The organism is Desulfitobacterium sp. (genome assembly GCF_035539115.1).
GTDB lineage: Bacteria > Bacillota > Desulfitobacteriia > Desulfitobacteriales > Desulfitobacteriaceae > Desulfitobacterium_A.
Window position 1 is genome coordinate 1 of the sequence record NZ_DATLJA010000104.1, and the last position, 26,131, is coordinate 26,131.

At 45.3% G+C, this 26,131-nt stretch carries 21 protein-coding genes; 3 read left to right on the forward strand and 18 right to left on the reverse strand.

Going from position 1 to position 26,131, the window contains the following annotated elements:
- Positions 1-346: 346 nt before the first annotated feature.
- The 5 genes from VM640_RS16185 to VM640_RS16205 all read right to left on the reverse strand — a co-directional run bounded on the left by VM640_RS16185 (position 347) and on the right by VM640_RS16205 (position 7,991).
- Positions 347-1,690 (reverse strand): acetyl-CoA hydrolase/transferase family protein, encoded by a 1,344-nt coding sequence (locus VM640_RS16185; RefSeq protein ID WP_325394081.1) that lies wholly within the window; start codon positions 1,688-1,690, stop codon positions 347-349.
- A gap of 101 nt (positions 1,691-1,791) precedes the next feature.
- Positions 1,792-3,561 carry an acyl-CoA dehydrogenase family protein gene (locus VM640_RS16190; protein ID WP_325394083.1) on the reverse strand — a complete coding sequence of 590 codons (1,770 nt, stop codon included), beginning with the start codon at positions 3,559-3,561 and terminating at the stop codon, positions 1,792-1,794.
- A 52-nt stretch (positions 3,562-3,613) separates the two neighbouring features.
- Positions 3,614-4,756: a thiolase family protein gene (locus VM640_RS16195; RefSeq protein WP_325394085.1), complete on the reverse strand. Its 1,143-nt coding sequence runs from the start codon at positions 4,754-4,756 to the stop codon at positions 3,614-3,616.
- A 13-nt stretch (positions 4,757-4,769) separates the two neighbouring features.
- Complete coding sequence (locus VM640_RS16200) at positions 4,770-7,157, reverse strand: 3-hydroxyacyl-CoA dehydrogenase/enoyl-CoA hydratase family protein (protein ID WP_325394087.1); 2,388 nt, start codon at positions 7,155-7,157, stop codon at positions 4,770-4,772.
- Between the two features lie 243 nt (positions 7,158-7,400).
- Positions 7,401-7,991, reverse strand: coding sequence for a TetR/AcrR family transcriptional regulator (locus tag VM640_RS16205; protein WP_325394089.1), 591 nt, complete (start codon positions 7,989-7,991; stop codon positions 7,401-7,403).
- Positions 7,992-8,278: 287 nt separating this feature from the next.
- Between VM640_RS16205 and VM640_RS16210 the strand changes: the two genes are divergently transcribed.
- The gene (locus VM640_RS16210) at positions 8,279-9,061 is read left to right on the forward strand and encodes an enoyl-CoA hydratase/isomerase family protein (protein ID WP_325394091.1); all 783 of its coding nucleotides are present in this window, start codon (positions 8,279-8,281) and stop codon (positions 9,059-9,061) included.
- A gap of 31 nt (positions 9,062-9,092) precedes the next feature.
- On the opposite strand, the gene VM640_RS16215 is transcribed toward VM640_RS16210, so the two are convergent.
- The 6 genes from VM640_RS16215 to VM640_RS16240 form a co-directional block, all read right to left on the reverse strand.
- Positions 9,093-9,659: a DUF5317 domain-containing protein gene (locus VM640_RS16215; protein ID WP_325394093.1), complete on the reverse strand. Its 567-nt coding sequence runs from the start codon at positions 9,657-9,659 to the stop codon at positions 9,093-9,095.
- On the reverse strand, positions 9,649-10,911 hold the full coding sequence (locus VM640_RS16220; protein WP_325394095.1) for an HD-GYP domain-containing protein: 1,263 nt from the start codon (positions 10,909-10,911) through the stop codon (positions 9,649-9,651). The genes VM640_RS16215 and VM640_RS16220 overlap by 11 nt, the downstream gene beginning before the upstream one ends.
- A gap of 281 nt (positions 10,912-11,192) precedes the next feature.
- Positions 11,193-11,834, reverse strand: a complete 642-nt coding sequence (locus VM640_RS16225) for a hypothetical protein (RefSeq protein ID WP_325394097.1) — start codon at positions 11,832-11,834, stop codon at positions 11,193-11,195.
- 125 nt (positions 11,835-11,959) lie between these two features.
- A complete protein-coding gene (locus tag VM640_RS16230) occupies positions 11,960-12,745 on the reverse strand; it encodes an ABC transporter permease subunit (RefSeq protein ID WP_325394099.1) in 786 nt (261 codons plus the stop codon).
- 38 nt (positions 12,746-12,783) lie between these two features.
- Positions 12,784-13,659, reverse strand: coding sequence for an ABC transporter ATP-binding protein (locus VM640_RS16235; protein ID WP_325394101.1), 876 nt, complete (start codon positions 13,657-13,659; stop codon positions 12,784-12,786).
- Between the two features lie 73 nt (positions 13,660-13,732).
- Positions 13,733-14,260 carry a hypothetical protein gene (locus VM640_RS16240; protein ID WP_325394103.1) on the reverse strand — a complete coding sequence of 176 codons (528 nt, stop codon included), beginning with the start codon at positions 14,258-14,260 and terminating at the stop codon, positions 13,733-13,735.
- 372 nt (positions 14,261-14,632) lie between these two features.
- Here VM640_RS16240 and VM640_RS16245 point away from each other — a divergent pair, with 372 nt between their 5' ends.
- Positions 14,633-14,779: a hypothetical protein gene (locus VM640_RS16245; RefSeq protein WP_325394105.1), complete on the forward strand. Its 147-nt coding sequence runs from the start codon at positions 14,633-14,635 to the stop codon at positions 14,777-14,779.
- A 250-nt stretch (positions 14,780-15,029) separates the two neighbouring features.
- Here VM640_RS16245 and VM640_RS16250 read toward each other — a convergent pair whose 3' ends face one another.
- Positions 15,030-16,409 carry an aldehyde dehydrogenase gene (locus VM640_RS16250; protein WP_325394107.1) on the reverse strand — a complete coding sequence of 460 codons (1,380 nt, stop codon included), beginning with the start codon at positions 16,407-16,409 and terminating at the stop codon, positions 15,030-15,032.
- A gap of 119 nt (positions 16,410-16,528) precedes the next feature.
- Between VM640_RS16250 and VM640_RS16255 the strand changes: the two genes are divergently transcribed.
- On the forward strand, positions 16,529-16,681 hold the full coding sequence (locus tag VM640_RS16255) for an aspartyl-phosphate phosphatase Spo0E family protein (protein ID WP_325394109.1): 153 nt from the start codon (positions 16,529-16,531) through the stop codon (positions 16,679-16,681).
- A 171-nt stretch (positions 16,682-16,852) separates the two neighbouring features.
- Here VM640_RS16255 and VM640_RS16260 read toward each other — a convergent pair whose 3' ends face one another.
- The 6 genes from VM640_RS16260 to VM640_RS16285 all read right to left on the reverse strand — a co-directional run bounded on the left by VM640_RS16260 (position 16,853) and on the right by VM640_RS16285 (position 26,007).
- Complete coding sequence (locus VM640_RS16260; RefSeq protein ID WP_325394111.1) at positions 16,853-18,064, reverse strand: multidrug efflux MFS transporter; 1,212 nt, start codon at positions 18,062-18,064, stop codon at positions 16,853-16,855.
- Positions 18,065-18,240: 176 nt separating this feature from the next.
- Positions 18,241-19,884, reverse strand: a complete 1,644-nt coding sequence (hcp, locus tag VM640_RS16265; RefSeq protein ID WP_325394113.1) for a hydroxylamine reductase — start codon at positions 19,882-19,884, stop codon at positions 18,241-18,243.
- A 183-nt stretch (positions 19,885-20,067) separates the two neighbouring features.
- On the reverse strand, positions 20,068-21,582 hold the full coding sequence (locus tag VM640_RS16270; protein ID WP_325394114.1) for a recombinase family protein: 1,515 nt from the start codon (positions 21,580-21,582) through the stop codon (positions 20,068-20,070).
- A gap of 1,021 nt (positions 21,583-22,603) precedes the next feature.
- Positions 22,604-23,062: a C40 family peptidase gene (locus tag VM640_RS16275; protein ID WP_325394115.1), complete on the reverse strand. Its 459-nt coding sequence runs from the start codon at positions 23,060-23,062 to the stop codon at positions 22,604-22,606.
- A gap of 150 nt (positions 23,063-23,212) precedes the next feature.
- Positions 23,213-24,763, reverse strand: a complete 1,551-nt coding sequence (gene murJ / locus VM640_RS16280) for a murein biosynthesis integral membrane protein MurJ (protein ID WP_325394117.1) — start codon at positions 24,761-24,763, stop codon at positions 23,213-23,215.
- Between the two features lie 509 nt (positions 24,764-25,272).
- Positions 25,273-26,007 (reverse strand): hypothetical protein, encoded by a 735-nt coding sequence (locus VM640_RS16285; protein WP_325394119.1) that lies wholly within the window; start codon positions 26,005-26,007, stop codon positions 25,273-25,275.
- Between the last annotated feature and the right edge of the window lie 124 nt (positions 26,008-26,131).

Below are 26,131 nucleotides of genomic sequence, written 5' to 3' on the forward strand. Positions count from 1 at the left end.
ACCCGGCTTTCGCCGAGCTTTGCGATAAAGAAGACTTGGCCAGCGCCAAAGCGATGGCCTTAGTCGCCTTATCCTGCCGGACTTAACTACTTGCATCGTAGGAAAGCGAAAACCGCTGGTTGCACTTAGAGTTTATCTGCCCAAAACTTATACTTTCTGTTAGTATAAAGAAAACTTGGCTTGCGCCAAGCCTCTAGCGTAGGCGGAAGCCTTAGTTGCACTTATGCTATCTGCCCAAAACTTATACTTTCTGTTAGTATAAAAAAAACTGAAGTTATAAAAGACGGCCATAAATTGATATGGTCGTCTTTCTTTACATTTTGAGCGTGGACTTTATTCCTCACACTCAATGCCTATTGCTAGTACGCCAGATATGGAGCTTTTGCGCTTCTTGGATCAGTTCTTCGCGAAAATCGGGATGGGCAATACTAATGAGTTTTTCTGCCCGTTGCCAGGTGGTTTGTCCTTTGAGGTTCACCATCCCATATTCGGTGACCACATACTGAACCATGGGGCGAGTATCCGTGACAACGGCACCCACTGTCAAAAGCGGATTGATCCGAGAATGTTTTTTCCCCTCGTTATCAGTATAGGTCGATTCCATGCAGATAAAGCTCCGCCCACCCTTCGAATTATAGGCGGCATCCACAAAATCAAGTTGTCCACCCGCTCCGCTGATCATTCTTGGTCCCACGGTTTCAGAACACACCTGGCCGGAGAGATCGATTTCCAAGGCATTATTGATCGAAACCAGGTTATCATTCATGCTGGCAATCGTCCGATCATTGGTATATTCGACCGGATAACCTGCCACTTGGGGGTTATTATCAATAAAGTCGTAAAGTTTCTGAGTCCCACCGGCAAAGGTATAAACCATCCGCCCGCGATCAATTTGTTTTTTCCGTCCGTTAATCCGTCCCGCCTCAAACATCTCGACGTAGCTATCGACAAGCATTTCGGTGTGAACACCCAGATCCTTCAAGTCTGATTGAGCGATAAGTGAGCCTAAGGCATTCGGCATCGTGCCAATCCCGAGCTGAATACAATCCCCATCCCTTAAGTCTTTCATTACGAATTGAGCAATGTTCTGATCCACTTCTTTGGGTTCAAGGGAAGGAATCTGGGGCATACCCGTATGTCCTGCTTCCACGATATAATCGATTTCTGAAAGATGCAATGTATGACCATACCCACCTTGCGCAATCGGCATATCTTCATTGACTTCAACGATAATGACCTTCGCTTTATCGGCAGCCGCTCGATAATGGGAGATCGTCGGGCCGAAGTTAAAATTCCCGTGTTTATCCATTGGACTCACTTGAACCATGAGAATATCAACCCGATGTACATTTTCTAAGAGATAGCGAGAAACTTCCGAATAACGTAGTGGAATATAAAAGGCCCGTCCCATTTCATAATACTTCCGATCGATCGCGCTGAAATGCACACAATCCCAGGTAAAATGCTCCCCTTTGGGGTCTGCTTTAATAATGGCATGCGGACGCATGGAAACTCCTGCTAAGAGTTGGACGTCTTGAAGTTCCGGTGTCCGTCGAGCTAAAGCCGCATCAAGTACTGGCAAGGTGTTGGCTGCATAGGAGTAAACGATCCAGTCGCCGCTTTTGACAACGCTCACCGCTTGCTCGGGAGATACAACCTTGTTTCTATATTTCTCAGTCAATGTAGACATTTTTCTTCTCCCTCACTTCTTTAACCTAATACCACTCCTCTATCCTTTATCTGCACCCTTATCTCTTTTTCCTTAGATATTCTTCAGATATTCTTTCTCTGTTAACGAATCGGATATTTTCCTTTCGCAATCACAGCCTTCGCGATGTCTTGCCGAAGCCCCATCAGATCACTGCTGGGACGGCGGGCAAGTTTGCGCAAGCCAGCAAGGACTGTGCTCAGAGTATCTCCCTTTTCGACAGCGCACAGAACTTCTTTCCCGTATTGTTCCACGCTATTCATCGCCTCAAAGGCTCCCAAGGTCGCGGCGTTTTCCACAAAACGTTTATGCTCCTCAGCAACGTCGAGTTCTTGAACTTTCAGCGCGCGGAGAACTCCACTCTCCATCGCATAGATTTGGAGAACCATCTCCGCCAGGCCTAAGAGCACAAATTGATTATCTTTAAGCGCATTCCCCAGGTTCTGAGCCGCAAGACCCGCAGCCAAAAGAAAGATTTTCTTGGCTTTTTGCGTCATTTGCAGCAGTCCAGCCAGACCTTCTTCTTGTGAGCTTGAACCGCCCGCGAGAAGATCTTTACTTACCGCTTTTGCTGCTGCCAATAGGGGGAGTTCACCTGTCAGCGCGCGCTTTAAAAGCGTTCCCGGAACGAGCAAGCGGTTGATTTCATTAGTCCCTTCAAAGAGGCGGTTGATCCGGGAATCCCGATACATTCTTTCCATCGGATATTCTTGAACAAAGCCATACCCGCCATGGATCTGAACCCCTTCATCCACCGAAAGATCGAGGACTTCCGAAGCGAGGACTTTATTTAAGGAACACTCAATTGCATATTCTTCAAGTGCCTTGCCTGCTGCTTGACGGCAATCTCCGGTTAAATCAAGACCATGGAAACCTTCTTCCATCAGTCCTGCTGTTCGGTAGACGACACTTTCCGCAAGATAGGACTGCGTCGCTACCTTAGCAAATTTCGTCTGGATAGCGCCAAAGCTGTTTAAGGGGGTTCCAAACTGTTTACGCTCACTGGCGTAATTCAGGGATATCTCCAAGGCAAGCTGAGCACTGCCAATCGCTGCCGCGGCAAGCTTGAAACGGCCGACATTGAGGATGTTAAAGGCCACGACATGTCCACGGCCAACTTCCCCCACCACATTTTCAACCGGTACTTTGACATCTTCAAGAATCACTTGACGCGTCGAAGAGCCTTTAATCCCCATCTTTTTCTCTTCCGGTCCCAAGGAGACTCCAGGGTATCCCCGCTCCACAATGAAGTTCGTGAGTTTACCCTCGACTTTGGCATAAACGAGAAAAATATCAGCAAAACCAGCATTGGTAATAAACTGTTTAGTGCCATTTAAAAGATAATGCGTCCCTTCGGGATTTAAGACTGCTGTAGATTTTGCTCCCAGGGCATCGGAGCCGGAACCTGGTTCAGTTAAGCAATAAGCTGCGATCGTGTCCCCATTGGCTAAACCGGGCAAGTATTTCGCCTTCTGTTCAGGGGTTCCAAAATAGACGATCGGTAAGGTCCCGATTCCGGTATGGGCTGCAAAGGCTACGGCAAAGGAAGCGCCCCGAGGGACTTCCTCCCCGACCACGACAGTTGAGAATTTATCCATGCCTGAGCCTCCGAATTCTTCGGGAACTTCCAACCCGAGGAGACCCAATTCTCCGGCTTGATGCAGGAATTCCCGCATCAACCCTTCTTCTTGTACTTCGAGTCGTTCAATCTGCGGGGCAATTTCTTTTTCCACAAAATTATGGGCCATTTTTTTAAGCTGAAGATGGTCTTCATTTAATTGCTCAGGAACAAAAACTTGATCTGGCGTCACTTCCGCAAGCAAAAATCCGCCGCCTTTTAAAGCTAAATCCATAACTTTTTCCCCCTTATCTTAAATAATAGGATTCTAGCACTCTGGGCCACCCTTATAGCAGTTCGTAAATTCCAGCTGCGCCCATGCCTCCACCGATACACATAGTGACCATACCGTATTTGAGGCCACGACGTTTCAACTCATGGAGCAGCGTGGCAGTTAGTTTCGCGCCGGTACAGCCGAGGGGATGACCGAAGGCAATCGCCCCTCCGTTGGGGTTCACTTTGGCCGGGTCGATGCCAAGCGTTTTGATCACAGCTAAACCCTGGGCTGCAAAAGCTTCATTCAGCTCGAAGATATCAATCTGGTCAAGAGTTAGCCCGACTTGTTTTAAAACTTTGGGGATTGCTTTGATTGGACCAATCCCCATGAGCTCCGGCTCGACACCGGCGACTGCGAACCCACGCCATACGGCGAGAGGCTTGAGGTCGAGTTCCTTGACCTTTTGCTCGGACATAAGCAAGGTTACGGCTGCACCGTCACTGGTCTGAGACGAGTTCCCTGCCGTGACCGTTCCACCGTTGAGGAAAGCGGGTTTAAGCTTGGCCAGTGTCTCTAGCGTGGTCTCTGGACGAATTCCTTCGTCCTTCGCGAACCATTGACCACCGGGTAGAAGAACAGGTATAATCTCTTCCTCGAACCGCCCACTGGTTTGGGCTGCATACGCCTTTTGATGACTTGCGAGCGCGAATTCATCCTGTTGTTCCCGAGTCACTTCATATTTGCGAGCCACATTCTCCGCGGTAAGTCCCATCGAAAGGTAGACTTCCGGGGCGTGCTCCATCATATAGGGATTCGGTGCGGGTTTTCCTCCGCCGAGTGGGACCATGGACATGTTCTCGGCGCCACCGCTGAGGATCACCTCCGCTTCCCCCAGACGAATTCGATCGGCCGCAATTGAAATCGCTTGTAAGCCAGAAGAACAGAACCGATTAATCGTCATGCCTGGAACTTCGATCGGCAGCCCTGCTCGTAAAGCCATGACCCGGCCCATATTCATGCCTTGCTCGCCTTCTGGAAAAGCGCAGCCGATGATCACATCATCAATCTCGGCTGGATTTAAGTGGGGTACACCCTTTAAAATATTCTGAATAACATAGGCTCCCAGATCATCTGGGCGCACCTGCGCAAGCGATCCTTTAAGGGCTTTGCCGATAGCCGTCCGTTTACTTGCAACAATAAATGCCTCTCTCATCTTGCTTCACCTCCTAATTCCGTAGTGGTTTATTTTTAGCCAACATGTAACGAATTCGATCCTGGGTCTTCGCCTCGCCCGCTAAGCTTAAAAACCCTTCGCGTTCGAGGTCGAGCAAGTACTGTTCGTCGACGATGCTGCCCGCCGGCTTATCTCCACCGGTCATCACCGAGGCGAGTTTTTGGGCCAGATGTTCATCATATTCGGAAATGTAGCCTCCTTGCTTCATGCCGTAGAGCGCCAGCTCCAGCGTAGCGCGCACGCCCGCCCCCGCCGTTTTCACCTTTTGCGGGGAAAGTGGGCGGAAGTTGCGAGCGAGATCAATCACCCGAGCTTTCGCATCCAGAAGAATATGCTCCCCATTCATACTGTAGCGATCATGATCGCGCAAGAAGCCAAGCTTTCTGGCCATTTCGGCACTGGTCGAGACCTGAGCCAGAGCCACGGTTTCAAAGCGTTTGGCATAGAAGTAATCAGGTGCTACTTGAACCCCCGGCAAGATGCCTTCCATCGCGCGCAGGGCCATTTCCTTCGTCCCGCCGCCTCCAGGGAGAAGACCGACTCCAAGTTCCACGAGTCCCATATAGGTCTCCGCGGAAGCTTGGATGGCATGGGAATGGAGACAAACTTCGGTTCCACCGCCTAGGGTCATCCCATAAGGGGCTGCCACCACCGGCTTCTTGGCGTATTTCAAGGCCATGGTTCCTCTTTGGAATTCTCGAACCGAAAGACTGAGCTCATCCCAATCCTCATCTTCAGCCGCCATTAAAATAAGCATCAGGTTCGCGCCGACACAGAAGTTTTTGCCCTGGCTGCCAATAACAAGGCCGAGATAATTTTTTTCGACTTCGGCCAGGGATTTATGGATCATCTTCAAAATATCCTCGCCCATGGAATTATTGGGAGAGTGAAACTCCAGGCAAGCCACCCCATCCCCAAGGTCGATCAGACTTGCTCCGGAATTTCCGAAGATCAGTTTACCCTGTTGGTGCGCTTGCTTTAAGGAGAAAGCATAGGGGCTAGCTTGGTGGTGAAGATATTCGCCGTTAGAATAATAGAAGTTACTTCCATCTGGGGCTTTTTCGTAAAAACTCGTTTTGCCTTCAGCGAGAAGCTTGGCTACAAGGGGCGGTAGTGTATCCCCTTCAGCCAGGATGCGCTCAGCCGTTGCTTGCACACCCAGGGCATCCCAGGTCTCAAAAGGGCCCAGTTCCCAGTTAAAGCCGAGGCGCATGCCCTCATCAATGGCGGTAATATCTTCAGCTACGTCAGGAGCAACCTTGGCTGCATAGAGCAGAATCCGCTTGAGGACAAGCCAGGAAAACTGGGCGCCAAGATCTTTGCCACTGATCAACGTCTGGATTTTTTCCGCGAGGGTGATTGCCTCTTTTGCCTTATCCAAGGAAGAGAATTTCACCTTTTTCTTAGGAACATAGGTCAGGGTCTTCGGATCCAAAACATAAACTGCTTTGCCTTCCGCAGTTTTAACCTTTTTGTAAAAGCCTTGTTTTGTCTTGTCCCCGAGCCACCCTTGCTCAAGCATGGCCTGAATAAAATCGGGAAGCACGAAGAGCTCCTTTTCCTCAGGTACACCCTCAGCAACGTTCGCAGCAACATGGACGAATGTATCTAGGCCAACCATATCGACAGTGCGCAAAGACGCTGATTTAGGACGCCCCATGACTGGACCTGTCAACGCATCTACTTCGTCAATCGTAAGCTCGTAACGCATCATTTCTTGAAGGGTCACGGCCAGGCCATAAACGCCGATCCGGTTAGCGATGAAATTCGGCGTATCTTTGGCCAGAACGACGCCTTTGCCTAAGACTCGCTCCCCAAAATCAGCCATGAATTTTAAAATCTCCGGATCCGTATTCGGGCCAGGAATGATTTCTAAGAGCTTCATGTAGCGGGGCGGGTTAAAAAAGTGAGTTCCTAAGAAAAAACGAGTGAACTCCTGCGGCAGCCCCTCCACCATCGCCTGTAAGGAAACTCCGGAAGTATTGGAGCTGACAATTGTTCCTGGGCGAATCTGCTTCGCGATTTTCTTAAATATGTCGACTTTTACGTCAAGTCGTTCCACCACGACCTCAATCACCCAATCCACTTCCTGTAGACGCCCAAGATCATCGGCGAAGTTCCCCACCTCGATGAGTTCCGCAAACTCAGGGACAAAAAGTGGAGCCGGGTTCATTTTTAGGAGTTTCGCTTTATTGGACTGAGAAATACGGTTTCGCACTTTGCGGCTCTCCAGCGTGAGGCCTGCAGCCTCTTCTTCCGGGAGCAAGGCAGAGGGTAGAATATCCAGCAGTAGACTGGGAATCCCGGCATTCGCTAAATGTGCGGCTATCGTGCTGCCCATTACACCTGAGCCAAGGACAGCCACTTTATTGATTCGCATTCTTCATCCTCCTCTCTCATCTCAAACTCGTTTCAAGTAGCTAGTAGCTAATACCTAGCAGTATCTAATTTGACTATTCTGAATTTTAGAAATATTTTACTCCCTTTACTCTCTCCTTTCGTTAAACACTAGGTAAATCCAATAAGATGATTGACCACTCAGTCAGATGGTCCAGGTCGGCGTCTCCTTGTCCTGAACCAAGTGCGCTACGCCATAAATCCAGATATGCCATTTCTCCTTATGTTACTTTTCCGGTAAGCGTAAAGCCCCAGCAAATAAATCGAGAATAATATCAACATCGTTATGCAGGGCTCGCACGTTCCGGGCAAGAAGCCAATCGGTCGTGGCTTCATCGACGGTGCCAAAAATCATTTGGCGAGCTACCTTGACATTAACCGGAGCGATCTCCTCCGATTCGATCCCCTTTTGAATCACCTCCTCAATCAATCGAAAATAATCACGTAGAGGCCCACTAATTGCCGCCCTTAACGTTGAATTGGGCTGTCGCAATTCGAATTGGGTAACCATAGCTAAAGATCGGTCATTCTCCATGTACGAAAAATGTGTTTGAATGATCGTTCGGAGGCGCATTCTTGTCGTTTGGCACGATTCCAGTTCCGTACGGATCCGGTCAATAAAATTTCCCATGCGCACTTCAAAAAGCCGGATTAAAATTTCTTCTTTATTTTTAAAATAAAGATAGATAGTACCATCCGCGACTCCAGCTAAGCGAGCAATTTTAGACACTTGGCATTGGGAGTATCCCAATTCGGCAAAGGCCTCAGTCGCAGCATCTAAGATTCTCTCGAATTTATCTTCACGTAAAGCAGCCATGTTTAACCCATCACCTTTTCTACTTTTCTACTTTTCTTGCATAACCCCAAATATATAAATTCCACGAGACTTTCTTTCGTTTATCATGAATGAATAGTCGTTCATTTTCTTTATCTTATCATTCTTTTATCTAAAAATAAACCTGCTTTTCGTAAATATTTGTTATTTACTCTATATTCCGATTTTTCAAATTACGATGTTCCCATCATTCTCTTTTCATGATATGCTGAGTAAAAATGAATGATGATTCAGTGATTTCTAATTATTTTTGAGAGGAGTTAAAAAGCATGAGTTATGAAAATTTTATTCTCGAGCGCAAAGGTCAGATCGCTCTTGTCACCTTAAACCGTCCGGAAAAGGGTAACTCTTGGACGCAAGAGACTTATTTGGAGATGGAGCAGCTTCAGACCGAACTGCACAAGGACGATGGGATTCGCGCGATTATTTTTACAGGAGCCGGAAATAAGTTCTTCTGTGCGGGTGCAGATCTAATGCTTCTTTCCGAGCTAAACTCACATTGGATCTCACTTGAACTCGCTCATTTTCAAGCCATTAATACTCGCTGGGATCGCCACCTTAAGCCTATTATCATGGCGATTAACGGAATTACAGTCGGCAGCGGCTTAGAGCTTGCCTTAAGTGGCGATATCCGGATCGCTTCAAGTGAAGCCACCTTTTCAATTAACGAAGTGCGCTTAGGCCTCAGCCCAGATATGGGTGGAACTCAGCGTTTAACCCGAGTAGTTGGTCCGAGTCAGGCGAAGCGACTCATTCTCACCGCAGAAACCATTGATGCCCAGGAAGCAGCCCGAATCGGACTTGTCGACCGTGTCGTCCCTGCGGAGGATCTGATCCCCGAAGCGTTAAAGATGGCCGAACGAATTACCCAAATGCCCCCACTTGCCGTCCGCCTAGCTAAAAAGGCTATCAACCTTGCTGTTGACACCCCACTTGAGGCAGGTCTGATGTTCGAAGAAATCGCTTCTACCTTCTGTATAGGAACTAACGACAAAAAAGAAGCCGTTCAATCCATCCTGGACAAACGGCCGGCGGAGTTCTATGGGAGATAGAGCAAATAAGGATTAGCTTAAGGATTAACAGTTAATCATTTAGGCTCTGACTTCTTTCTGCTTGACGTCCAGAAATCATGGTCTTGATGATGAGATAGCCGATGCCAGTATCTATAAAGACATCCCCTAAACTAAAGAGCTGTTTCGTTAGTCCCGGGATCTCCGCGTAGAAGCGGTCCGCCAAAAATTTGAGCTTGGTGCCCTCTGTAAGAAGCCCATGCGTTCCCGTTCCTTTGAGTAAAGCCTGTTGACTTGCTTCCGGTAATATTGCCGGATCTACCGGCATGAGCCCTCCATTCAATCCGATTACTAAGGCATTTAAGGCAACACCTGCTGCAAAAATGGGAATCCCCGGCAAGGCCCGATTTAGCCAGGCAAACCCAAGGAGAAAGAGATAGGAAATGGTATGTAACATGGGCATAACTTCATTGGGTTCCTGCCAAAAATGGTGCTGCGTTGCCTGAAAGGCAATAGCTTGAAGTATAACGGCTAAGATCAAAAGAATTTGACCCTTAAGTTTTAATTGCATTAAATTTTTCAACTTTCCACCAGCTAATAAACCGATCAAAAGCGCCAAAATTAAGGATTCAATGAGCATTATCCACCTCTTTAAATCCCTGCTCTATGTCCCGGCGTACAATCTTGCAGAAAATATCAACCAATTGGGCATCAAGTTGAGTTCCTGCTACGCTTTCCAGTTCGATTAGGGCTGCACTAGTTGACTTCCCTTGGCGATAACTCCGAACTGATGTCATCGCATCATAGCTATCAGCAACAGCAATAATCCGGGATTCCAAGGGGATATCCTCCCCGATTAGTCCATCGGGATATCCTTTTCCATCGATGCGCTCATGATGATGTCTCACAACTTGACTCACATCAAACAGGAAGTCGATACTTTGAATAATATTTTGGCCAATCGACGGATGATTACGAATCATCTCCCATTCGGATTCTGTTAAAGGGCCCTGCTTATTTAACACGGTCTCGCTGACCCCGATTTTACCGACATCATGCAAAACACCAGCGTATTTAATAAACTCGACCCGTTCCTCAGACAACTTTAACTCCTCGGCCAGCTTTACTGAGAACTCTGCAACCCGGCTAGAGTGTCCGCTCGTATAGGAGTCCTTAGCTTCAAGAGCCTGAACGAGGGCCTCGACAGTATTCAGATAGTTTTTCCGCATTTGAATATAGAGTTGAAAAGATTGACGTGCTATTAAAAGGGGCACAAAGAGCAGGATAATTCCAATTGTGCCATAGTTTGTATAGATCGCAGCCATAATTATTCCTAAAGGTGCCAAGGCAAGAAAGTTCGGGACAGACCAACGAATGTTTCCAACCCAGTAGGCCCAAGGAGATTTTTTATTGAGCTGAGCCAGCGCAATCGAGACAATGGTCATATTTGTAAGCATAAAACTAATGGCGCCAAGAATATCGTAGCTAATTGCCTTGAAATTAAATTGGAAACCTGACACCCCAGCTAAAAGTATGACTTCCTTTGCAATAAACATCGATAAAACGAATTGTGCCGAATTAAAAATTCTTTTCCAGAGGGGGTCTTTACCCAAAAGTAAAAGAGGGCCAACCGCTGCGATAAGTAGTGAAATACTTATTGGGAACAAAATAACTGCAGCGATCAAAATGGCATAGGTGACAGTTACAAAGCCACCTTTAGGTAAGGCTACCGGTAGTGACTCACTGCAAATAGCTAAGATACAAAAAACGAATAGGCTAAGGGCTAACCGAAGATCTAACTGAATCTGTAATAGGCTATAAGAAATCACAAATAGTGCTAATAAGATAGTTATAAAAGAAGTCTTTTTAAATTTTCTTGGCAGATTTAGCATTATTCTAGCCCCTTTAGATTAATGACCGGCATTTAAAGAATTAAATTCTATAGCAAGCGCCACCAGCGAGAACAAGAGTAGCTAAAACAGTCATTGCTTTAAACAATTTACTCATTTACGGTAAACCCCCTTTAATTCTGTAAATTAAAACAAGAATTAGGTTATCCGCTTCGCTGTTCTTTTTCGCTTCGCTCGTTTGAAAAAAAGGCGCTTAAAATTCAATTATTTCTTTATAGCCGGCCAAAACTTACAAATTTATATTTAAAAGATTAATTTGGCTCTTAGCAGAACCACAATTTCCGATTTACGGCATCTAGTGTCGCCCTTACAACCGCTTCTCGCTCATCACTTTTGATGATGGCACACCCTACTAAAGTCTGCTCACCATTAGGAGTAATCAGAGTAATGGCGGATTGAACAACCTTGTGTTTACCCAAGGAATTGATATTAACATCTTCGGCCACGAGAATCAGTTTTTCCATGGTTATTAAAGTCAGGGCTTGGATTGTCGCCTCAGCAAATAGCCGAAGTTTATTATAAGAAGAAGAACGTCCTTGGGCAATTCCCTCGAGGATTTTTTCTCCTACCGAGAGCTCCACTTTAACCTCAGCCGTTACCTGCACTGTCCGGATTGTTACCGAAACCAGTTTTGGCCTGATCGTCTCTTGAAAGGGTATGGTTGTTTCATCTTCTTCATCAATCTGAACCACGCTCACCTTTTTATGGTCGATCTCAGCTTCAAACTGGGTAGCCAACAGGGATTCGACGTCTCGGACAATCTGTTTAGGGTTACGATTTGAGTTGGCAAGAACATGAATTTCTTCAATCTCACCTTCAGCACTTGCTTTAATACGAGCACCCAATACAGAACGAATCTGTTTGATGGCTTGCTCATAGGCAGCCCAAGACTTTTCTTCTGACATAACATCCTCCAGATAGATTAAATTACTTACCAGATTTATCTAGTTCGACAAAGATAATGAAGTTCCTTCCATTTTAGCATATATTCTTGGTAATCGATGAATAATTTACCTTTCAATTAAGGCTATCATAACACTAAATCCTTCTCTTCAAGGATGCGTTGCGCCAAAAGCCAGAGGATTATTGCTCCACCTGTTAGTCCTAAAATCTGCCGACCTGGATCAATTCTGTCTTCGAGTACTTCTTGAGGTTGAAAGCATTGGAAAAGAGATAGTTTTCTCACCCAGGATAGTTTTTCACTCAATCCCCCAATGATATCTAGTCCATAGAAGGCAAGGGTCAAGCCTGCAGCATATGCAAGGGCTCTCTCCTTCTCAGGAAACCAGGCCGAAAAAAGGAAACTATACATACTTATTACCGAAAAAAAGGCAAACCCCAGAAGCGACATTCGACAATATCGCCAGTGCTCAATTTTGATTTTGAACCGAGCTGTCCCGGAAAAGAGCCCAAGCAGGGTCGCACCCATTAGAACTCCATTGGCAGAGGTAAGAACTCCCGCTTGCGTGGCTAAAAGCGCACTTCGTGATATGGGCGTCGCGAGAGGTATGGCCAAAGTTCCATCCTCAATACTTCCTGCAAGCAATGATGTCGCCGTATTTACGCCGTACAAAGCTAAGAGGAGAGTCCATATGCGTGCAAAAAACTGAGCGGAAATAAACGCTTCAAATGTATCCACCGGAGCTTGATCGGATACTCCAAAAACCGTCTTCACGGCTGAAGGAATAGATTCGGCAATCTCTGTTACTGCAGGGTTTTTACTCACTATGGGATAAACCCAAGTTAGGAGCCATTCATACGCCATGATTCCCGAGGAAATCTTGAGTATTTCACCTCGGTGTTGCCGAAACAACACGCGAAAAAATGATTGGTTCAGAAAGATCCCTTCTTTACTTAGCGATAATACTGCATAAAGGCGTCCTCTAATTCGAGAGAACACTGAGCAAAGCGTTTCACTTGAACCTTAGCTAGGACTTGAAAAAGCTGCCCCATGTCCTTTGCCACTCGAATGCGATAAAAACCAACATCCACTTTCGTCCATTCCAATTCACTTTCTTCTATAGTCTCTGCGTCTTCAGTACTCTTTACTTCGATTTCAAAGGTCCGATATTCCATCTGTTGCAGTTCATGAATGCTCTGGATCGAGAGTAGCTGACCCTCACGGATAATTCCGACCCTTTCACAGGTCCGTTCTATTTCTTGAAACTGGTGGGACGACATGAAAATTGTCGTCCCTTTTTTCTTTTCTTCTAAGATCAGCTCCATAAAAACTTTTTGCATTAAGGGGTCAAGTCCCGACGTTGGTTCGTCCATGATCAGCACCTCAGCATCGAGCATCAGGGCAGATATAAGCCCAAGTTTTTGCTTCATTCCTTTCGACATCTTGCGGATCGTCTTGCGACACTCTAAATCCAGAACTTGAATTAAACGTTTCCGTTTCTGTTTGATCCCCCATCGTTCTCCGTGCATTCCTGCAATCAGTTCTAGAAACTCGAGTCCTGTCAGGTTTTCCATAAAATGCAGTTCCCCAGGAAGATAACCTACTCTTCTTTTGACACTTTCCCGGTCGCGCCAGCAATCTTGTCCGTGTATCAGTGCGCTCCCTTGATCGGGTTTCATGAAACCCATAAGAAGCCGGATCGTTGTCGTCTTCCCTGCCCCATTCGGACCTAGAAATCCAAAAGCCGTTCCAGCCTCCACTTGAAAAGAAAGCCCGTGAATTCCGCGGCCCTTGGGATAAACTTTGGTGAGTTGTTGAACCTCGATCATGTTTCTTCCTGCTTTCCCTCGATAGAATCACAGCCACTGTGGAAAACAGTGGCTGTGATTTCTGCCAACCAGTTTAACCTTTGCGTCGCGCCATGAAGCGGCTGATTAAGCCTTTAATTCCTCCACCTTTACCTGAAACCTGTGGTACTTGCTGCTGATTAGCTTGAGGAGAGAAGCCCTGAGTAGGAGCGGGATAGCCTTGCTGAGTGTAGCCTTGTTGCAGCAATCCTTGCGATGGGTATCCTTGTTGTGGATATCCCTGCTGCGGAAATCCCTGCTGTGGATACCCCTGCTGGGGATACCCTTGCTGGGGATACCCTTGCTGGGGATACCCTTGCTGGGGATACCCTTGCTGCGAGAATTCCTGTCCCCTGATCCCCGGTGATTGCGGGACTCCCCCAGCGGAACCTCCTCCCAGGCCTTTCATTAGGAAATTGATTCCTGGAGGCATTGGAAATCCTGCCTGAGACAGGTAGGGCATAACCTGTTGTAAGCCCCGTAAAAACGTCTTACCTGTGTTCACCCAATCGGGCTGCCCAAAGGACTTCTGATTCTGTGGATTAGGAGGTGGATTACCGAATCTAAAATTGCCGAGTGGCATAATGTCTCCTCCTCTTTTATGGTATTAAATGGTATGTTATAGAATATTCTTCCTTTCGTGCTTTGGCTACCTCTATTTTTGTTCTTTAGTTTCCTTACGGTCACTCAATATTTTTTACATATTATGGCACAGATGCTTTCTTCAGGTCATAAGTTATATTAACCCTGGTAAGCCAGATTATGGAAGGAGGCAAACGTTATGGCATTCGGAGGTGCAGCCGGTGCATGTGGCCCTGGATTTGGAGCTGGTATTGGGATTGTTGTAGTTATCATCCTTCTGCTCATCGCATTAGGCATCGTTTTCTAAGAAATGTAAGAACGCGTTTCGTGTCTTTTAGAATTCCTGATTGACTAATAACGGAGGTGAAAAAGGATGTACGGATTAGGCGGATATGGATATGGTGGTGGCTGTGGCTGTCCAGCTCCAGTTGGCGTTGGCATGGGTGCCGGAGTTGGTGTTGGTGCCGGAATTGTTGCAATTGCGATTTTGATCTTAATTGCGTTAGCTGTTATCTTCTAAATCAAAAATAAGATTCCCGGGCTTAGGCCCGGGAATTTCTCTATTACACTTATATTTTTCTTGCACGTAAAAAGCCCCAATCTAAGCACTCTCTCCGCTTCAAGATTGAGACTAAAAATGAGATTGACTAAGATGAGAATTAGATTAAGGCTCTCGCAAGAACTTAAGATCGCCGAGAGAGTGCAGATTGGAACTAATATTTTATATGCATTCGACGACAAGGATGTGAGTTACTCCTTCTTTCTTACGACTACTTCATAAGAAACCTAATTGCTTGCAAAGCATATTTAAAGGAGGGATAGCGAACCGGCAAATCAAATCTTGTGGTCTGGTGTAAGACACTCTTCTGATGAGAAAAGGCCTCAAAACTGTTTCTTCCATGATAGGCTCCAATTCCACTATTCCCCACCCCGCCGAAGGGAAGGTAGGGTGTGACGATGTGTATAACCGTATCATTAATACACCCTCCGCCGAACGATATCCCTTGCAGGATCTGATTTTGTAAGTCTTTGTTTTCTGAGAAAAAATAGAGGGCCAGGGGTTTTTCGTGTTCATTAACGATTTTAATGACTTCTGCTAACTCTTCATATTCCACGACGGGAAGAATCGGCCCAAAAATCTCATCTTGCAGCACAGGGTGTTGCCACTCTACCTGGTCGATGATTGTAGGCTCGATCCACAACCGTTTTTCGTCATAACCTCCACCCACTAGAATATGAGATTTATCCAGATAAGCTATAAGCCTCTGAAAATGTTTATCATTAACGATGACCGTTAAATCTTTATTTTGCGCCATAGCTTGACTGTTTTGACCATAAAAACTTTGGATATAGCATTTCATCCGCTCGATCAATTCTTCTTTTACCTCTTTATGAACCAAGAGGTAATCTGGGGCAATACACGTTTGGCCCGCATTTAAAAATTTACCCCAGACAATACGTTTTGCGGCCAAATCCAGTTTTGCATCCTTATGCACGATACAGGGACTTTTTCCCCCAAGCTCCAGGGTAACTGGAGTTAAATATTTCGCAGCTGATTGCATCACGATTTTCCCGACTGCGACACTCCCTGTGAAAAAGATCTTATCAAACTTAAGATTTAAGAGTTCTGTGCTGGTTTCCACTCCCCCCTCGATAACCGCTAGATAATCGCTGGAAAAATAGGTATTAAGCATCTCCGTTAGGACCTGAGAAACATGAGGGCTTAGCTCAGAGGGTTTAATGATGGCACAGTTTCCCGCTGCTATCGCCCCCAGGAGCGGAGCAATAGTCAACTGGAAGGGATAATTCCAAGGTGAGATAATTAGCGCAACACCGTAGGGTTCAGGGTAAACATAACTTTGCGAGCCGATATGCGTGAGCGGGGTTTTTACCCGCTTTTTTTTCATCCACGAATTGAGATGCTTGACAATATAATTGATTTCTTCATAGACAATCCCAATCTCCGTCGAATACGCGTCAAGTTCTGATTTATTCAAATCGTACTGGAGGGCCTGCATCAGCGCTGGTTCAAAACATTTAATAACCTGTTTAAGTTTTTTCAGCTGTTCCACACGAAAGTTTACATCTTTGGTGACCCCTGTAGCAAAAAATGCTCTTTTCTTGATCAGAATTTCCTCAAATTGACTCATTACGCTCATCCTTTGTTTAATATTACAAATTAATACATAAATCTTTGTAACTTCTTCCAATTGGCAAATTATTCTTGACCATGTAAAATAGTAAGTAATAAACTAAAGGGGCATCACCAATGGAACTACTGCAAATCACAATCGAAAAAGTACGCCTGTCCTTATACGAAACTGCGAAAGGGAAAGCCCTCACAGATCCGGAAGTTATTCGCATGAGCCAGCTCTTAGATAGCTTACTTAATGAATATCGCCGAGCTGTGATGATGTCATAAAGTTGCCCCAGTATAAGGCATAATACATATACATCACCTCAGGAAATTATAGCACCCTCTTATATTGGAAACAACGAACAGTCCCTTGGTTCTTAGTAACCAAGGGACTTCCTTATTCATACCCTTTCTTCTGTTTTTTTCTACCGTCGAACGAGGGACCTGCCCCCCGTTTCAAGGCGTAGAAAAAACGTGTTTTTGTGGATCTAGGGTCATTTTGTCGATATGACGAACCCAAAGCGCATTGATCACAAGGAGAGCTGCCGTAAAAAGAAAGACATAACGGATGCCGTAATACGCCGCAATTTGTCCACCCAAAAGTGGTCCGGTAACATTTCCCAGATACTGTGCAGATTGATTGTAACCAAAAATCCGACCAGATACAGAACCGGGAACACTTTTGCGAATCAGCGTGTTCACGGCTGGGAGCATTCCTGCCATAGCAATTCCTAGAATGAAGCGTAATCCCATGAGTTGCCAGGGAGTCTGAACATAGGCTTGGGGAACAAAAACTAAGGCCGCTAAAAGCAGCGAAAAAAATAAGACTTTGCTTGGTCCTTTTTGATCAGAAATCCTTCCGAGCCGGGAAGCGCTGAAGATATTCGCCAGTCCCGGAATAGAGACGACAAAACCCGCAATTAGCGCTAGATGGGTCACATCCTGGACGAGTTGTTTGACGTAGACGGTCACGATCGGTTCGATTGTTAGGATGGCCACTTGAATCATCATCGTCGTTAAAAACATCGCCATGACCGCTTTCGGGTTTTCGATCTTACTCCAGACCTCTTTGAAACCAAGCTCTAACTTTTGCTCAGGGCGAAAGTCTTCCTTGATCAGTAGATAGGTAACTAGGAAGGCTAATATAAGGAAACCACCCGTTACAAAAAATACATGACGTAAACCAATGACTTCGGATAACCAACCGCCAATCAGCGGGCCCAGTAAATTTCCGCTCACTTGCCCTGTTGAGAGAGTACCTAAAGCCCAGCCTGAATGTTCATAAGGAGTTTGGGTCGCAACCAATGTCGTTGCAGCTGAGATATACCCAGAAACTAACCCCATGAGAAGACGTAAACCAACCAGTTGATACACATTTTGGGCAAAGCCCATAAGTATCATAATGACCGCCATCCCAATGCTCGCCCGTAAAAGCATTAATTTTCGTCCATGCCGATCGGCAAGTTTTCCCCAAAGAGGAGAAAATATAGCGGCCGTAATGAAGGTCGCACCAAAAGCGAGTCCTGACCATTGCTCCACAGCTGCAACATTGTGAACACCCAGCATTTCAATATAAAGCGGTAAAAACGGCAAGACTAGGCTCAATCCTGCTCCGGTAGCAAAGGATCCGAACCAGCAAACCCATAAGTTACGTTTCCAAAGTGGCATTGTGGACATCCTTTCTCGAATCGAAGAAAACTATAATTATATATATTACCACAAAAAGGACGCCTCGCCATAGAAATTGCATTTCTATGGTGAGGCGTCCTTCATTACTTAGTTACCTGAGAACTTACCTAACCCTTTGTTTGGCCTGAGTGAAACGAGTGACCTGTCCCCTCGTTTCAGGCTTCCAGGAACATTTTCAGGTCGTCTTCAACATTGGTGGTTCCACCGATACCGAAGTTCTTAACGAGCACATTGACTACATTAGGAGAAAGGAAGCCCGGTAAGGTCGGTCCAAGGTGAATGTTTTTCACACCGAGGTGGAGAAGTGCTAAGAGAACGATAACTGCCTTTTGCTCATACCAGGCGATGTTATAAGAGATTGGAAGTTTGTTAATATCGTCCAAACCAAAGATCTCTTTGAGTTTAAGGGCTGTCACGGCTAGGGAGTAGGAGTCATTACATTGACCAGCATCGAGGACTCTCGGAATTCCGCCGATATCACCGAGGTCTAGTTTGTTGTATTTGTATTTTGCGCAACCAGCCGTCAAAATCACTGTGTCCTTCGGAAGAGCTTTGGCAAAATCGGTGTAATATTCACGGCTCTTCATACGACCATCGCAACCGGCCATGACGAAGAAGTGTTTAATAGCTCCGCTCTTTACGGCGTCAACGATTTGATCAGCAACAGCAAAGATTTGGTCATGAGCAAAGCCGCCCACGATTTCCCCTGTTTCGATTTCGGTTGGAGCTGGGCATTTTTTAGCGAGTTCAATAAGGGCAGAGAAGTCCTTTGCTTTGCCCTCTTCACGCGCGGGGATGTGTTGTATTCCTTCAAAGCCAACAACACCTGTCGTAAAGAGACGGTCTTTATAGGAATCTTTGGGGGGAACTAAGCAGTTCGTGGTCAAAAGAATCGGTCCGTTAAAGGAATCGAATTCTTTGTCTTGTTTCCACCAAGCATTCCCATAGTTGCCGACGAAATGAGAATATTTCTTAAAGGCAGGATAGTAATGGGCTGGCAGCATTTCGCCATGAGTATAGACATCTACACCCGTTCCTTCGGTTTGTTTCAAGAGTTCTTCAAGGTCTTTAAGGTCGTGACCACTGATCAAGATAGCTGGATTTTTACGGACACCGATGTTTACCTTGGTTACTTCAGGACTACCATAAGTCGTGGTATTTGCTTTATCGAGCAGGGCCATGACATCAACGCCATATTTCCCAGCTTCAAGAACTAAAGCAACGAGTTCATCTACGGATAGGTTGTCATTCGTGACAGCTGCGAGCCCCTTGGCCATAAACCCAAAAATGCTGGGGTCATTATAACCTAAGGTCAAAGCATGCTCAGCATAAGCTGCCATTCCTTTGATTCCGTAAGTCAGAAGTTCCCGTAAGGAACGAATATCTTCGTTTTCTGTGGCCAGAACGCCAACTTGAGCGGCCTTTTGCTCGAAGGCCTCGACCGAATCTGCTGTCCAAGTTGCTGAATCATGAAGCTGAGCAGGAATCACGCCACCCGCTTTAATAATTTCTTGTTTCATCTCTTCGCGAAGTTTCAGACCCTCGCGCACCCATTCCACGAAACGCGTTTTATCAAAGTTAGCATTTGTGATGGTTGCGAATAAGCTTTCCATGATGAACTTATCAATATCTTGCCGAACAATTCCCAGTTCACGAGCTTGAACCGCATAAATGGAGATCCCTTTTAGAACATAGATTAAAAGATCTTGCATGTTAGCAACATTTTCTGTTTTTCCGCATACACCTCTTACGGTACAACCGGATCCTTTAGATGTTTCTTGGCACTGATAGCAGAACATCGTTTGTCAACTCCTTTTTATTCTTCGTTTTATTTATTCCCTGACGCTTTGCGCCTTAACGTCCGGCGCCTTGTGTTGTTCGGTATGTCTATATCTTAGCAGAACGATCGTCGTCATTCTGTGATTTCGGTCACGACATTAATCGAATAAAAATCACATAAGAAAAAAGACGACTTTCGTCGCCTAATTGTAATGAACGTCTAACGTCAATTCTTCGCCGTCATTATGATAAATGATCTTTTCGATAATCCTTTGAAGTCCTTTGTTGATTTTTTCGATATGTTCGGCGCTTCCGTCGTTGTTTCGAATTGCTTCGACGACGGCGTCGATCGCTTTGATTCGTTCGGCGGCAGTCGTGTTCTTGTTCGCGCGTTCGTACAATTCCGCTAACTGTCTTTCAACCCCTGCGCGTTTTTCTAAGCGCCTCGCCTTTCGTTCGTTATATACCGCCCTTTCAATATCTCCGAATTCGTACAACTCTAAAAGGCGTTCGGCGGCTTTATCCATCTTGGCAAGGTCGGCCTGAATCTTTTTGATCTTGGTGTCGATCTTCTCCTTATCGTCCGGCGTATCTTTTACCGGGTTCAATAAGGTCGCCTTATGCTTTTCTAGTTGGTTCGCGATCGCTTCGGTCACAACGGCAACGGCGACGCCTTTGTCCGTATTCGCGCAACGGTTCCCCACGGCGTCAACGGTCGCGCATTTTCTTATCCATACGCCGCGCGGGGTCTTTGCGAAGTGTAGCGCCCCGCCGCATACGGGACATATAAGAAGACCGCTTAAAGCGTGTTTTCCGTGTTGGGCGCGTCCGTTGATTCGCTTCCGGGCGTCGAAGTTGTTCAATATTTCGTTGTGCTTTGCTTCGTCAATGATCGCCGGGTGCGAGTTGGAAACGACAATCCATTCGTCGCGCGGCTTATCCTTTTTGATCTTACGGTCGATATACTTCGCTTTGCCGAAGGTCGCCGTCCCGGTGTAAACGTCGTCAACTAACATTCGACGGACAACCGTGTCGTTCCATTCGCCGCCCTTTGGACTTGGAACGTTTTCGACGTTCAATGTATAAAGGATTGTGCGCGGCGTCATACCGCTAAGAAACATTTCAACGATTCGACGATAAACTTCGGCTTGTGGTTCGTTAATTTCAAGGAACCCGGTCGAATGGTTCCGGGAATATCCGAAGGGAACGGTTCCAATCCATTTCCCGGCAAGCGCGGCGCGAACCTTTCCGGCGCGGTTTCTTCGCCCTATTTGGCGCAATTCCCACGCCCCGAAGAAGGTCATAAACGAAGTCTTGTCGACGTCGCCGTCGTTGTTTAGATCGATAATCTCAAACGGGTTCAACTGAATAACTACGGTTTCGCTATCCCGTAAGGTCTTCGTAAGACGGGCGCCGTCTGCTTCGTTACGGGTCAACCTATCCCAATTTATGACGACTAGGGCGTCGTATACTTCCAAGGCGGTCAAGTTAAGCATACGATTGAATTCCGCCCGGTTGTCGGACTTTCCGCCGCTTACGACTTCTTCAAAAATGGTATGTTCTAATTTATTTTCCTTTGCGAAGTTTACTAATTCCGTTCGGTGCTTCGCAAGTGTTTCCTTCTCGTCAAGGTCGCCCGTCAAGCGCGACTTGCGAATATAAATACCAACGTGTTTAATTCCCTTTAAATATGCGGCTTTATCGAGTACGTTTGACATTATAATCAATTCCTTTCGGTTATGTGTGTTTCGTTGCCCCTTTGTCAAAGTGTCGTTTGACAATATCTATTTTATGTTAACGCCTTAATTACGTCAATCCCTTAAATATGGCAATGCCGCAAAATTGAATATCTATCTTCCATTTCTTCGGCATAACAAAAACCCCTTCAACATTCGAATTAAGAACGGGCTTAATTGCGTTCTCGAAGGGTTAATGTTGTATTGAACTGCGTTTCGTTAATGAAGTATTCTAATGTGATAGGGTTAAATTTTCGCTAATATCAACGGTTTGCGGTGTTCGTCGTATAATTACGGAAATTACTAAACGCCCTGCAATATTTTTGGTGGCGGATTTCTCCGTCGTGAATAGGGCGTAATTTTGCGCCGTAATAGGCCGTAATTTTGTGGTGTATTCATTGCGTCAAAATGTCAGTTCCCACGATAATAGCGACTTCCGGCGTTTGTCTGTCATCATGGTATGCTTGTCGCTTGACCGTCGCCGATCGCCTTAACTCGACGAACCTTATCGTTATCACTTTATAACTATTCCTAATAAGCTGTCAATACTTTCAATTTCGCGACATAATCTATCACTTGACAACGTCTTAAACGTCCCAAGCGTTGCCCAACGCCCTAACGTCCATATAACAAAAAGAAACGAAGCCCTTCCGTTAAGTGTGGTTTATTACACTCTTAATCACGGATAGACTTCGCTTCGATAACGTGGTTCATTCAATGACGTCTTGCCTTATTTAACTCGCCTTAACTTGTCTTCTTCTTCTTCGCCCTTCATATAATCGTCGAACGCCGTGGTCTTGACGCCCTGCTTTACAAGCGCTTCCGCCATTTCCCGAATCTCGTCTAACATGGATTCCTTCGAACTGGCGACGCTTGTCGTTTGTTCAATAACTTGCGTTTCGGTGAATAGTCCGTAAACCTTACAGGGTCCACTTTATTTAGTTGGCATCCAGCTCTCCTCAAATTCACTGTTCCATTATATTTCTATCTTATTATTCTTCGGTTAGAGAACTCGTCTTGCTCCAACATAATGTTGCCACCAGTAAGAGCTAAACTTCGAAATAGTGACTCCTTTGCTTGAGGTAGAATTGATAAATTGTCCGTTGCCGATATAGATCCCAACGTGGCTAATTTGGTGGTTCGAAGTAAAACTAAAAAACACAAGATCTCCTGGGTGAAGATCCTTCGCCGCGACAAAGCTTCCAACCTTATATTGATCTCGGCTTACCCGGGGAAGGTTGACTCCTCCAGCCTGGAACGCGTTTTGCGTTAAGGCTGAACAATCGATTCCCTTAGAGCTTGTCCCACCCCACTGATAAGGTGTTCCCATGTACTTTTCAGCCGCGGCAATGACATTTTGCGTTTGTTGACCGCGTGTCGGCGTGGCTGCCTCAGCCACTGGCGCAAGATAAAGGATTCCCATTAAGACCATTGAAGTAAAAAGGAAAAATTTCTTATTCATGTTTAACCAACTCCTCTGTCATGATGATTTTGTGTCATTTTTCCTTTGGAGCTGGTCCCAGTATAGCATCTCACAACTTGGTAACCAATGGTGGGTTGTTGGATTATTCGCCTATGCTTGGACGGTATTCCAACATCTGGTTGATCTACGTTATTTTGCGATCCTGCGGCGAGCAATCTGGAGTATAGATTCTAATTCCGGCATCCGCAGAACTACCGCGAGAAAAAGGAATACGACCGCGCCAACGCAGGTGCCGATAACCAGGTTAAGTAGTGAACCCAAGAAGTTGATACTGAAAAATGTTGATGTGAAACGGAACACCAGCCACACTGCCATACCCATAAGGGTTGAAGCAAGTAATATTTTAATTAATGAAGTTATGATCCGACGACCGTCGATAAAGCCAATCTTCCGCTTTAAAAAAAATAACAACAGAAGCATATTTACAATACCGCTAATCGATATCGCCAGGGCCAAGCCGCCTTGGGCTAGTGGTTTTACCAACACATTCATCAACATGACATTTACAAGCAACGTAATTCCATTCAGCAGGACAGGAGTCCACGTATCCTGCAAAGCATAAAAGGTTCGGGGCAAAATCACAGAGGCTGATTGTTCCACAATACCAAATGCAAAGAATACTAGTGACGGTACCGTTGCCAACGTATCTTGGTATGTAAATAACCCATGCTGGAACACCACGCTAATTAAGGGCTGGGCCAGAACCATCATACCTACAGAAATCGGAATAGTGACGAACATGATGCTGCGTAGTGCCAGGGAAAAGGAATCCCGGAACAACTGCCAACGTTTTAGACTGATCGCCTCAGTCAGAGTAGGAAAGATAGCAAGCCCCACGCTGTAAGCAAAAATACCTATAGGCAATTGCTGTAATTTATACGCGTAATTGAAAGATGATAAACTTCCCGGTGGTAAAGCAGATGCCAGATTTTGATAAACCACCACCGGAATTTGCCCCAGCCCAAACGAAAGAATAATCGGAAAAGCCAGGACAGCGATTCTACGTACCCCAGGATGTCGAAAATTTAACGTAAAGGTATAGTTGAAACCAGCCTTGTGTAAAGCCGGAATCTGAATAAGAAAATTACCCATTGCCCCTATCAGTACCCCAACGGCAAAGCCTTTGATGCCGATAAAGGGCTTTAGGATAGTACCAAAGACTACTACACACAAAGCATAAATTACCGAGCCAATAGCCGAGGGGCCGAATATCTTTAGAGAATTAAGGATTCCCATACTAAGCCCGCTTAAACAAAGCAATATAGGTTGAAACAGCAAAATCCGCATGATAGCTGTGGCCAGTTCTTTGGTTTCGACTGGCGCATCAGGAATATACATAGTGATAATTTCCGGTGCGAAGATTAAGGCAAGGATGGTGATCATACTGAGAATCACCATCACCAAATTCATAACAGCGCTAGCAATATACCAAGCTTCTTCTTCTTTTTTCTCAGCTAGATAACCGGAAAGTACAGGGATAAAGGCCGAACTCAGTGCTCCAACGACCAAGAGGTTATAAAATAGATCGGGGACAGCAAAACCTGCGAGATAAGCATCCGTGACATAGCCTTTCCCAAAATAACCGGAAATCAGGGCTTCTCGCAGAAAACCCAATATCCGCGAAAACAAACTGGCTAAGGCGATTAGCCCGGCAGCTTTAGCGACTGATTTAGTTGACATATTTAGTCTCCTACTTGTAGTCAATTTTTAAAATTACTATATTACCTGTCAAGTAAAACATGAGCCTTTTAAGGAAATGTCCGAACCAAGCATTTCTAAAGAAAAACACTTTACTTTTTTGAAGGTTTCTGATGACTTATCAATTCAGGAACTGCTTAAACGTGGATACAAGTTGGAAGCAGCGCCTTAGTTTTAATGCAATAAGTCTGTAATTTATTGGAAGCTATTAGCCTGCGGCAATAGCTTAATTTTGTGCTGCCTTTTTTAATTCTCTTAAGCTTTTCTCACAGGTTTTTGCTTTTTCAAACTACGTTCATGTGTTTGTGACGCGTCCCAACCCGCTTTCATATTGCAAAGTGTCGCTAAACACAGTGTTCTACGTCGTATCGTGCCCCGTGACTCAAACAGCGCCACGGACGGCTCTGCCTTAATTATTCACCGACAAAACCTCTAAATCACCCAATAAGAACATTACACCATAACTGTAAACGTAGATTATGCACATGAATCTACGCTAAAGATTTTTCATTATGGGCAACTAAAAGTCCATAAATTGAAAGAATAACTAACGGAAGATGAAGCACGCCCATCCACCAATTTTCTGTTCGAATAGCAAACCATGTCATCATATTTAAAAGTCCAAAAATAAATCCTACATAGGATATAACGGAAAGTGTAGGTTTATGTACTCCTTTGGAATAAAGCAATAAAACTCCAATGATAACAGGCGTTATCATACAATATGTAACACCAGATTCATTGAAAAGGACACTCAAAGTAAAAGAAGGATATACGATGTTTGCACTATTTACAGAATAAGGCATTAAAAATGCAAAAATCATAGGAGCAACAATCCACAGCCGTCGTTTTATAAAATTTTGTTTTGATATAAATGTTTTGTTTTTTAATACATCTGCTAAACAAAAACCCACTACTGCAAACTGTACAAGTGTGTTTCCTATAAGCCAGGTAAAACCGTAATCTACTGTAAAAGACATATTTTGCATTAACCCGATAATTAACAAGATTAAACCATAGTATCCAAGCAAGAACCTCTGTCCGAATTTATTAAAAATTAGCGGAATAATAACTGCAGCTAAAAGTAACGCCTTTGCTATAGGTAAAATCCAAACAACATAAACAACCAACGGATGTTCCAATACTGCGGCAATCACATCTGTTGTCATTGCAGAGTCATGTGCAATTTGTGTATATGATGGTAATAACAGTGAACTACTCTCCATTGAAATGGAGAGCTTCAAGATTCTAGGCGACGAAAGAACATCCGTCAAACCTGTACATCTTTGGCGTACCCAACACCACTACTGGTTGCTCGTTAAGAGTTTCCAGATACTTTTTGGCAATATT

Coding starts and splice junctions, on each gene's coding strand:
- murJ (WP_325394117.1), bottom strand. CDS start 24,763: ATGTCAACTAAATCAGTCGCTAAAGCTGCCGGGCTAATCGCCTTAGCC.
- VM640_RS16195 (WP_325394085.1), bottom strand. CDS start 4,756: ATGAGAGAGGCATTTATTGTTGCAAGTAAACGGACGGCTATCGGCAAA.
- VM640_RS16185 (WP_325394081.1), bottom strand. CDS start 1,690: ATGTCTACATTGACTGAGAAATATAGAAACAAGGTTGTATCTCCCGAG.
- VM640_RS16215 (WP_325394093.1), bottom strand. CDS start 9,659: ATGCTCATTGAATCCTTAATTTTGGCGCTTTTGATCGGTTTATTAGCT.
- VM640_RS16275 (WP_325394115.1), bottom strand. CDS start 23,062: ATGAATAAGAAATTTTTCCTTTTTACTTCAATGGTCTTAATGGGAATC.
- hcp (WP_325394113.1), bottom strand. CDS start 19,884: ATGTTCTGCTATCAGTGCCAAGAAACATCTAAAGGATCCGGTTGTACC.
- VM640_RS16190 (WP_325394083.1), bottom strand. CDS start 3,561: ATGGATTTAGCTTTAAAAGGCGGCGGATTTTTGCTTGCGGAAGTGACG.
- VM640_RS16245 (WP_325394105.1), top strand. CDS start 14,633: ATGTACGGATTAGGCGGATATGGATATGGTGGTGGCTGTGGCTGTCCA.
- VM640_RS16255 (WP_325394109.1), top strand. CDS start 16,529: ATGGAACTACTGCAAATCACAATCGAAAAAGTACGCCTGTCCTTATAC.
- VM640_RS16285 (WP_325394119.1), bottom strand. CDS start 26,007: ATGGAGAGTAGTTCACTGTTATTACCATCATATACACAAATTGCACAT.
- VM640_RS16270 (WP_325394114.1), bottom strand. CDS start 21,582: ATGTCAAACGTACTCGATAAAGCCGCATATTTAAAGGGAATTAAACAC.
- VM640_RS16220 (WP_325394095.1), bottom strand. CDS start 10,911: ATGCTAAATCTGCCAAGAAAATTTAAAAAGACTTCTTTTATAACTATC.
- VM640_RS16250 (WP_325394107.1), bottom strand. CDS start 16,409: ATGAGTCAATTTGAGGAAATTCTGATCAAGAAAAGAGCATTTTTTGCT.
- VM640_RS16235 (WP_325394101.1), bottom strand. CDS start 13,659: ATGATCGAGGTTCAACAACTCACCAAAGTTTATCCCAAGGGCCGCGGA.
- VM640_RS16240 (WP_325394103.1), bottom strand. CDS start 14,260: ATGCCACTCGGCAATTTTAGATTCGGTAATCCACCTCCTAATCCACAG.
- VM640_RS16210 (WP_325394091.1), top strand. CDS start 8,279: ATGAGTTATGAAAATTTTATTCTCGAGCGCAAAGGTCAGATCGCTCTT.
- VM640_RS16205 (WP_325394089.1), bottom strand. CDS start 7,991: ATGGCTGCTTTACGTGAAGATAAATTCGAGAGAATCTTAGATGCTGCG.
- VM640_RS16260 (WP_325394111.1), bottom strand. CDS start 18,064: ATGCCACTTTGGAAACGTAACTTATGGGTTTGCTGGTTCGGATCCTTT.
- VM640_RS16225 (WP_325394097.1), bottom strand. CDS start 11,834: ATGTCAGAAGAAAAGTCTTGGGCTGCCTATGAGCAAGCCATCAAACAG.
- VM640_RS16200 (WP_325394087.1), bottom strand. CDS start 7,157: ATGCGAATCAATAAAGTGGCTGTCCTTGGCTCAGGTGTAATGGGCAGC.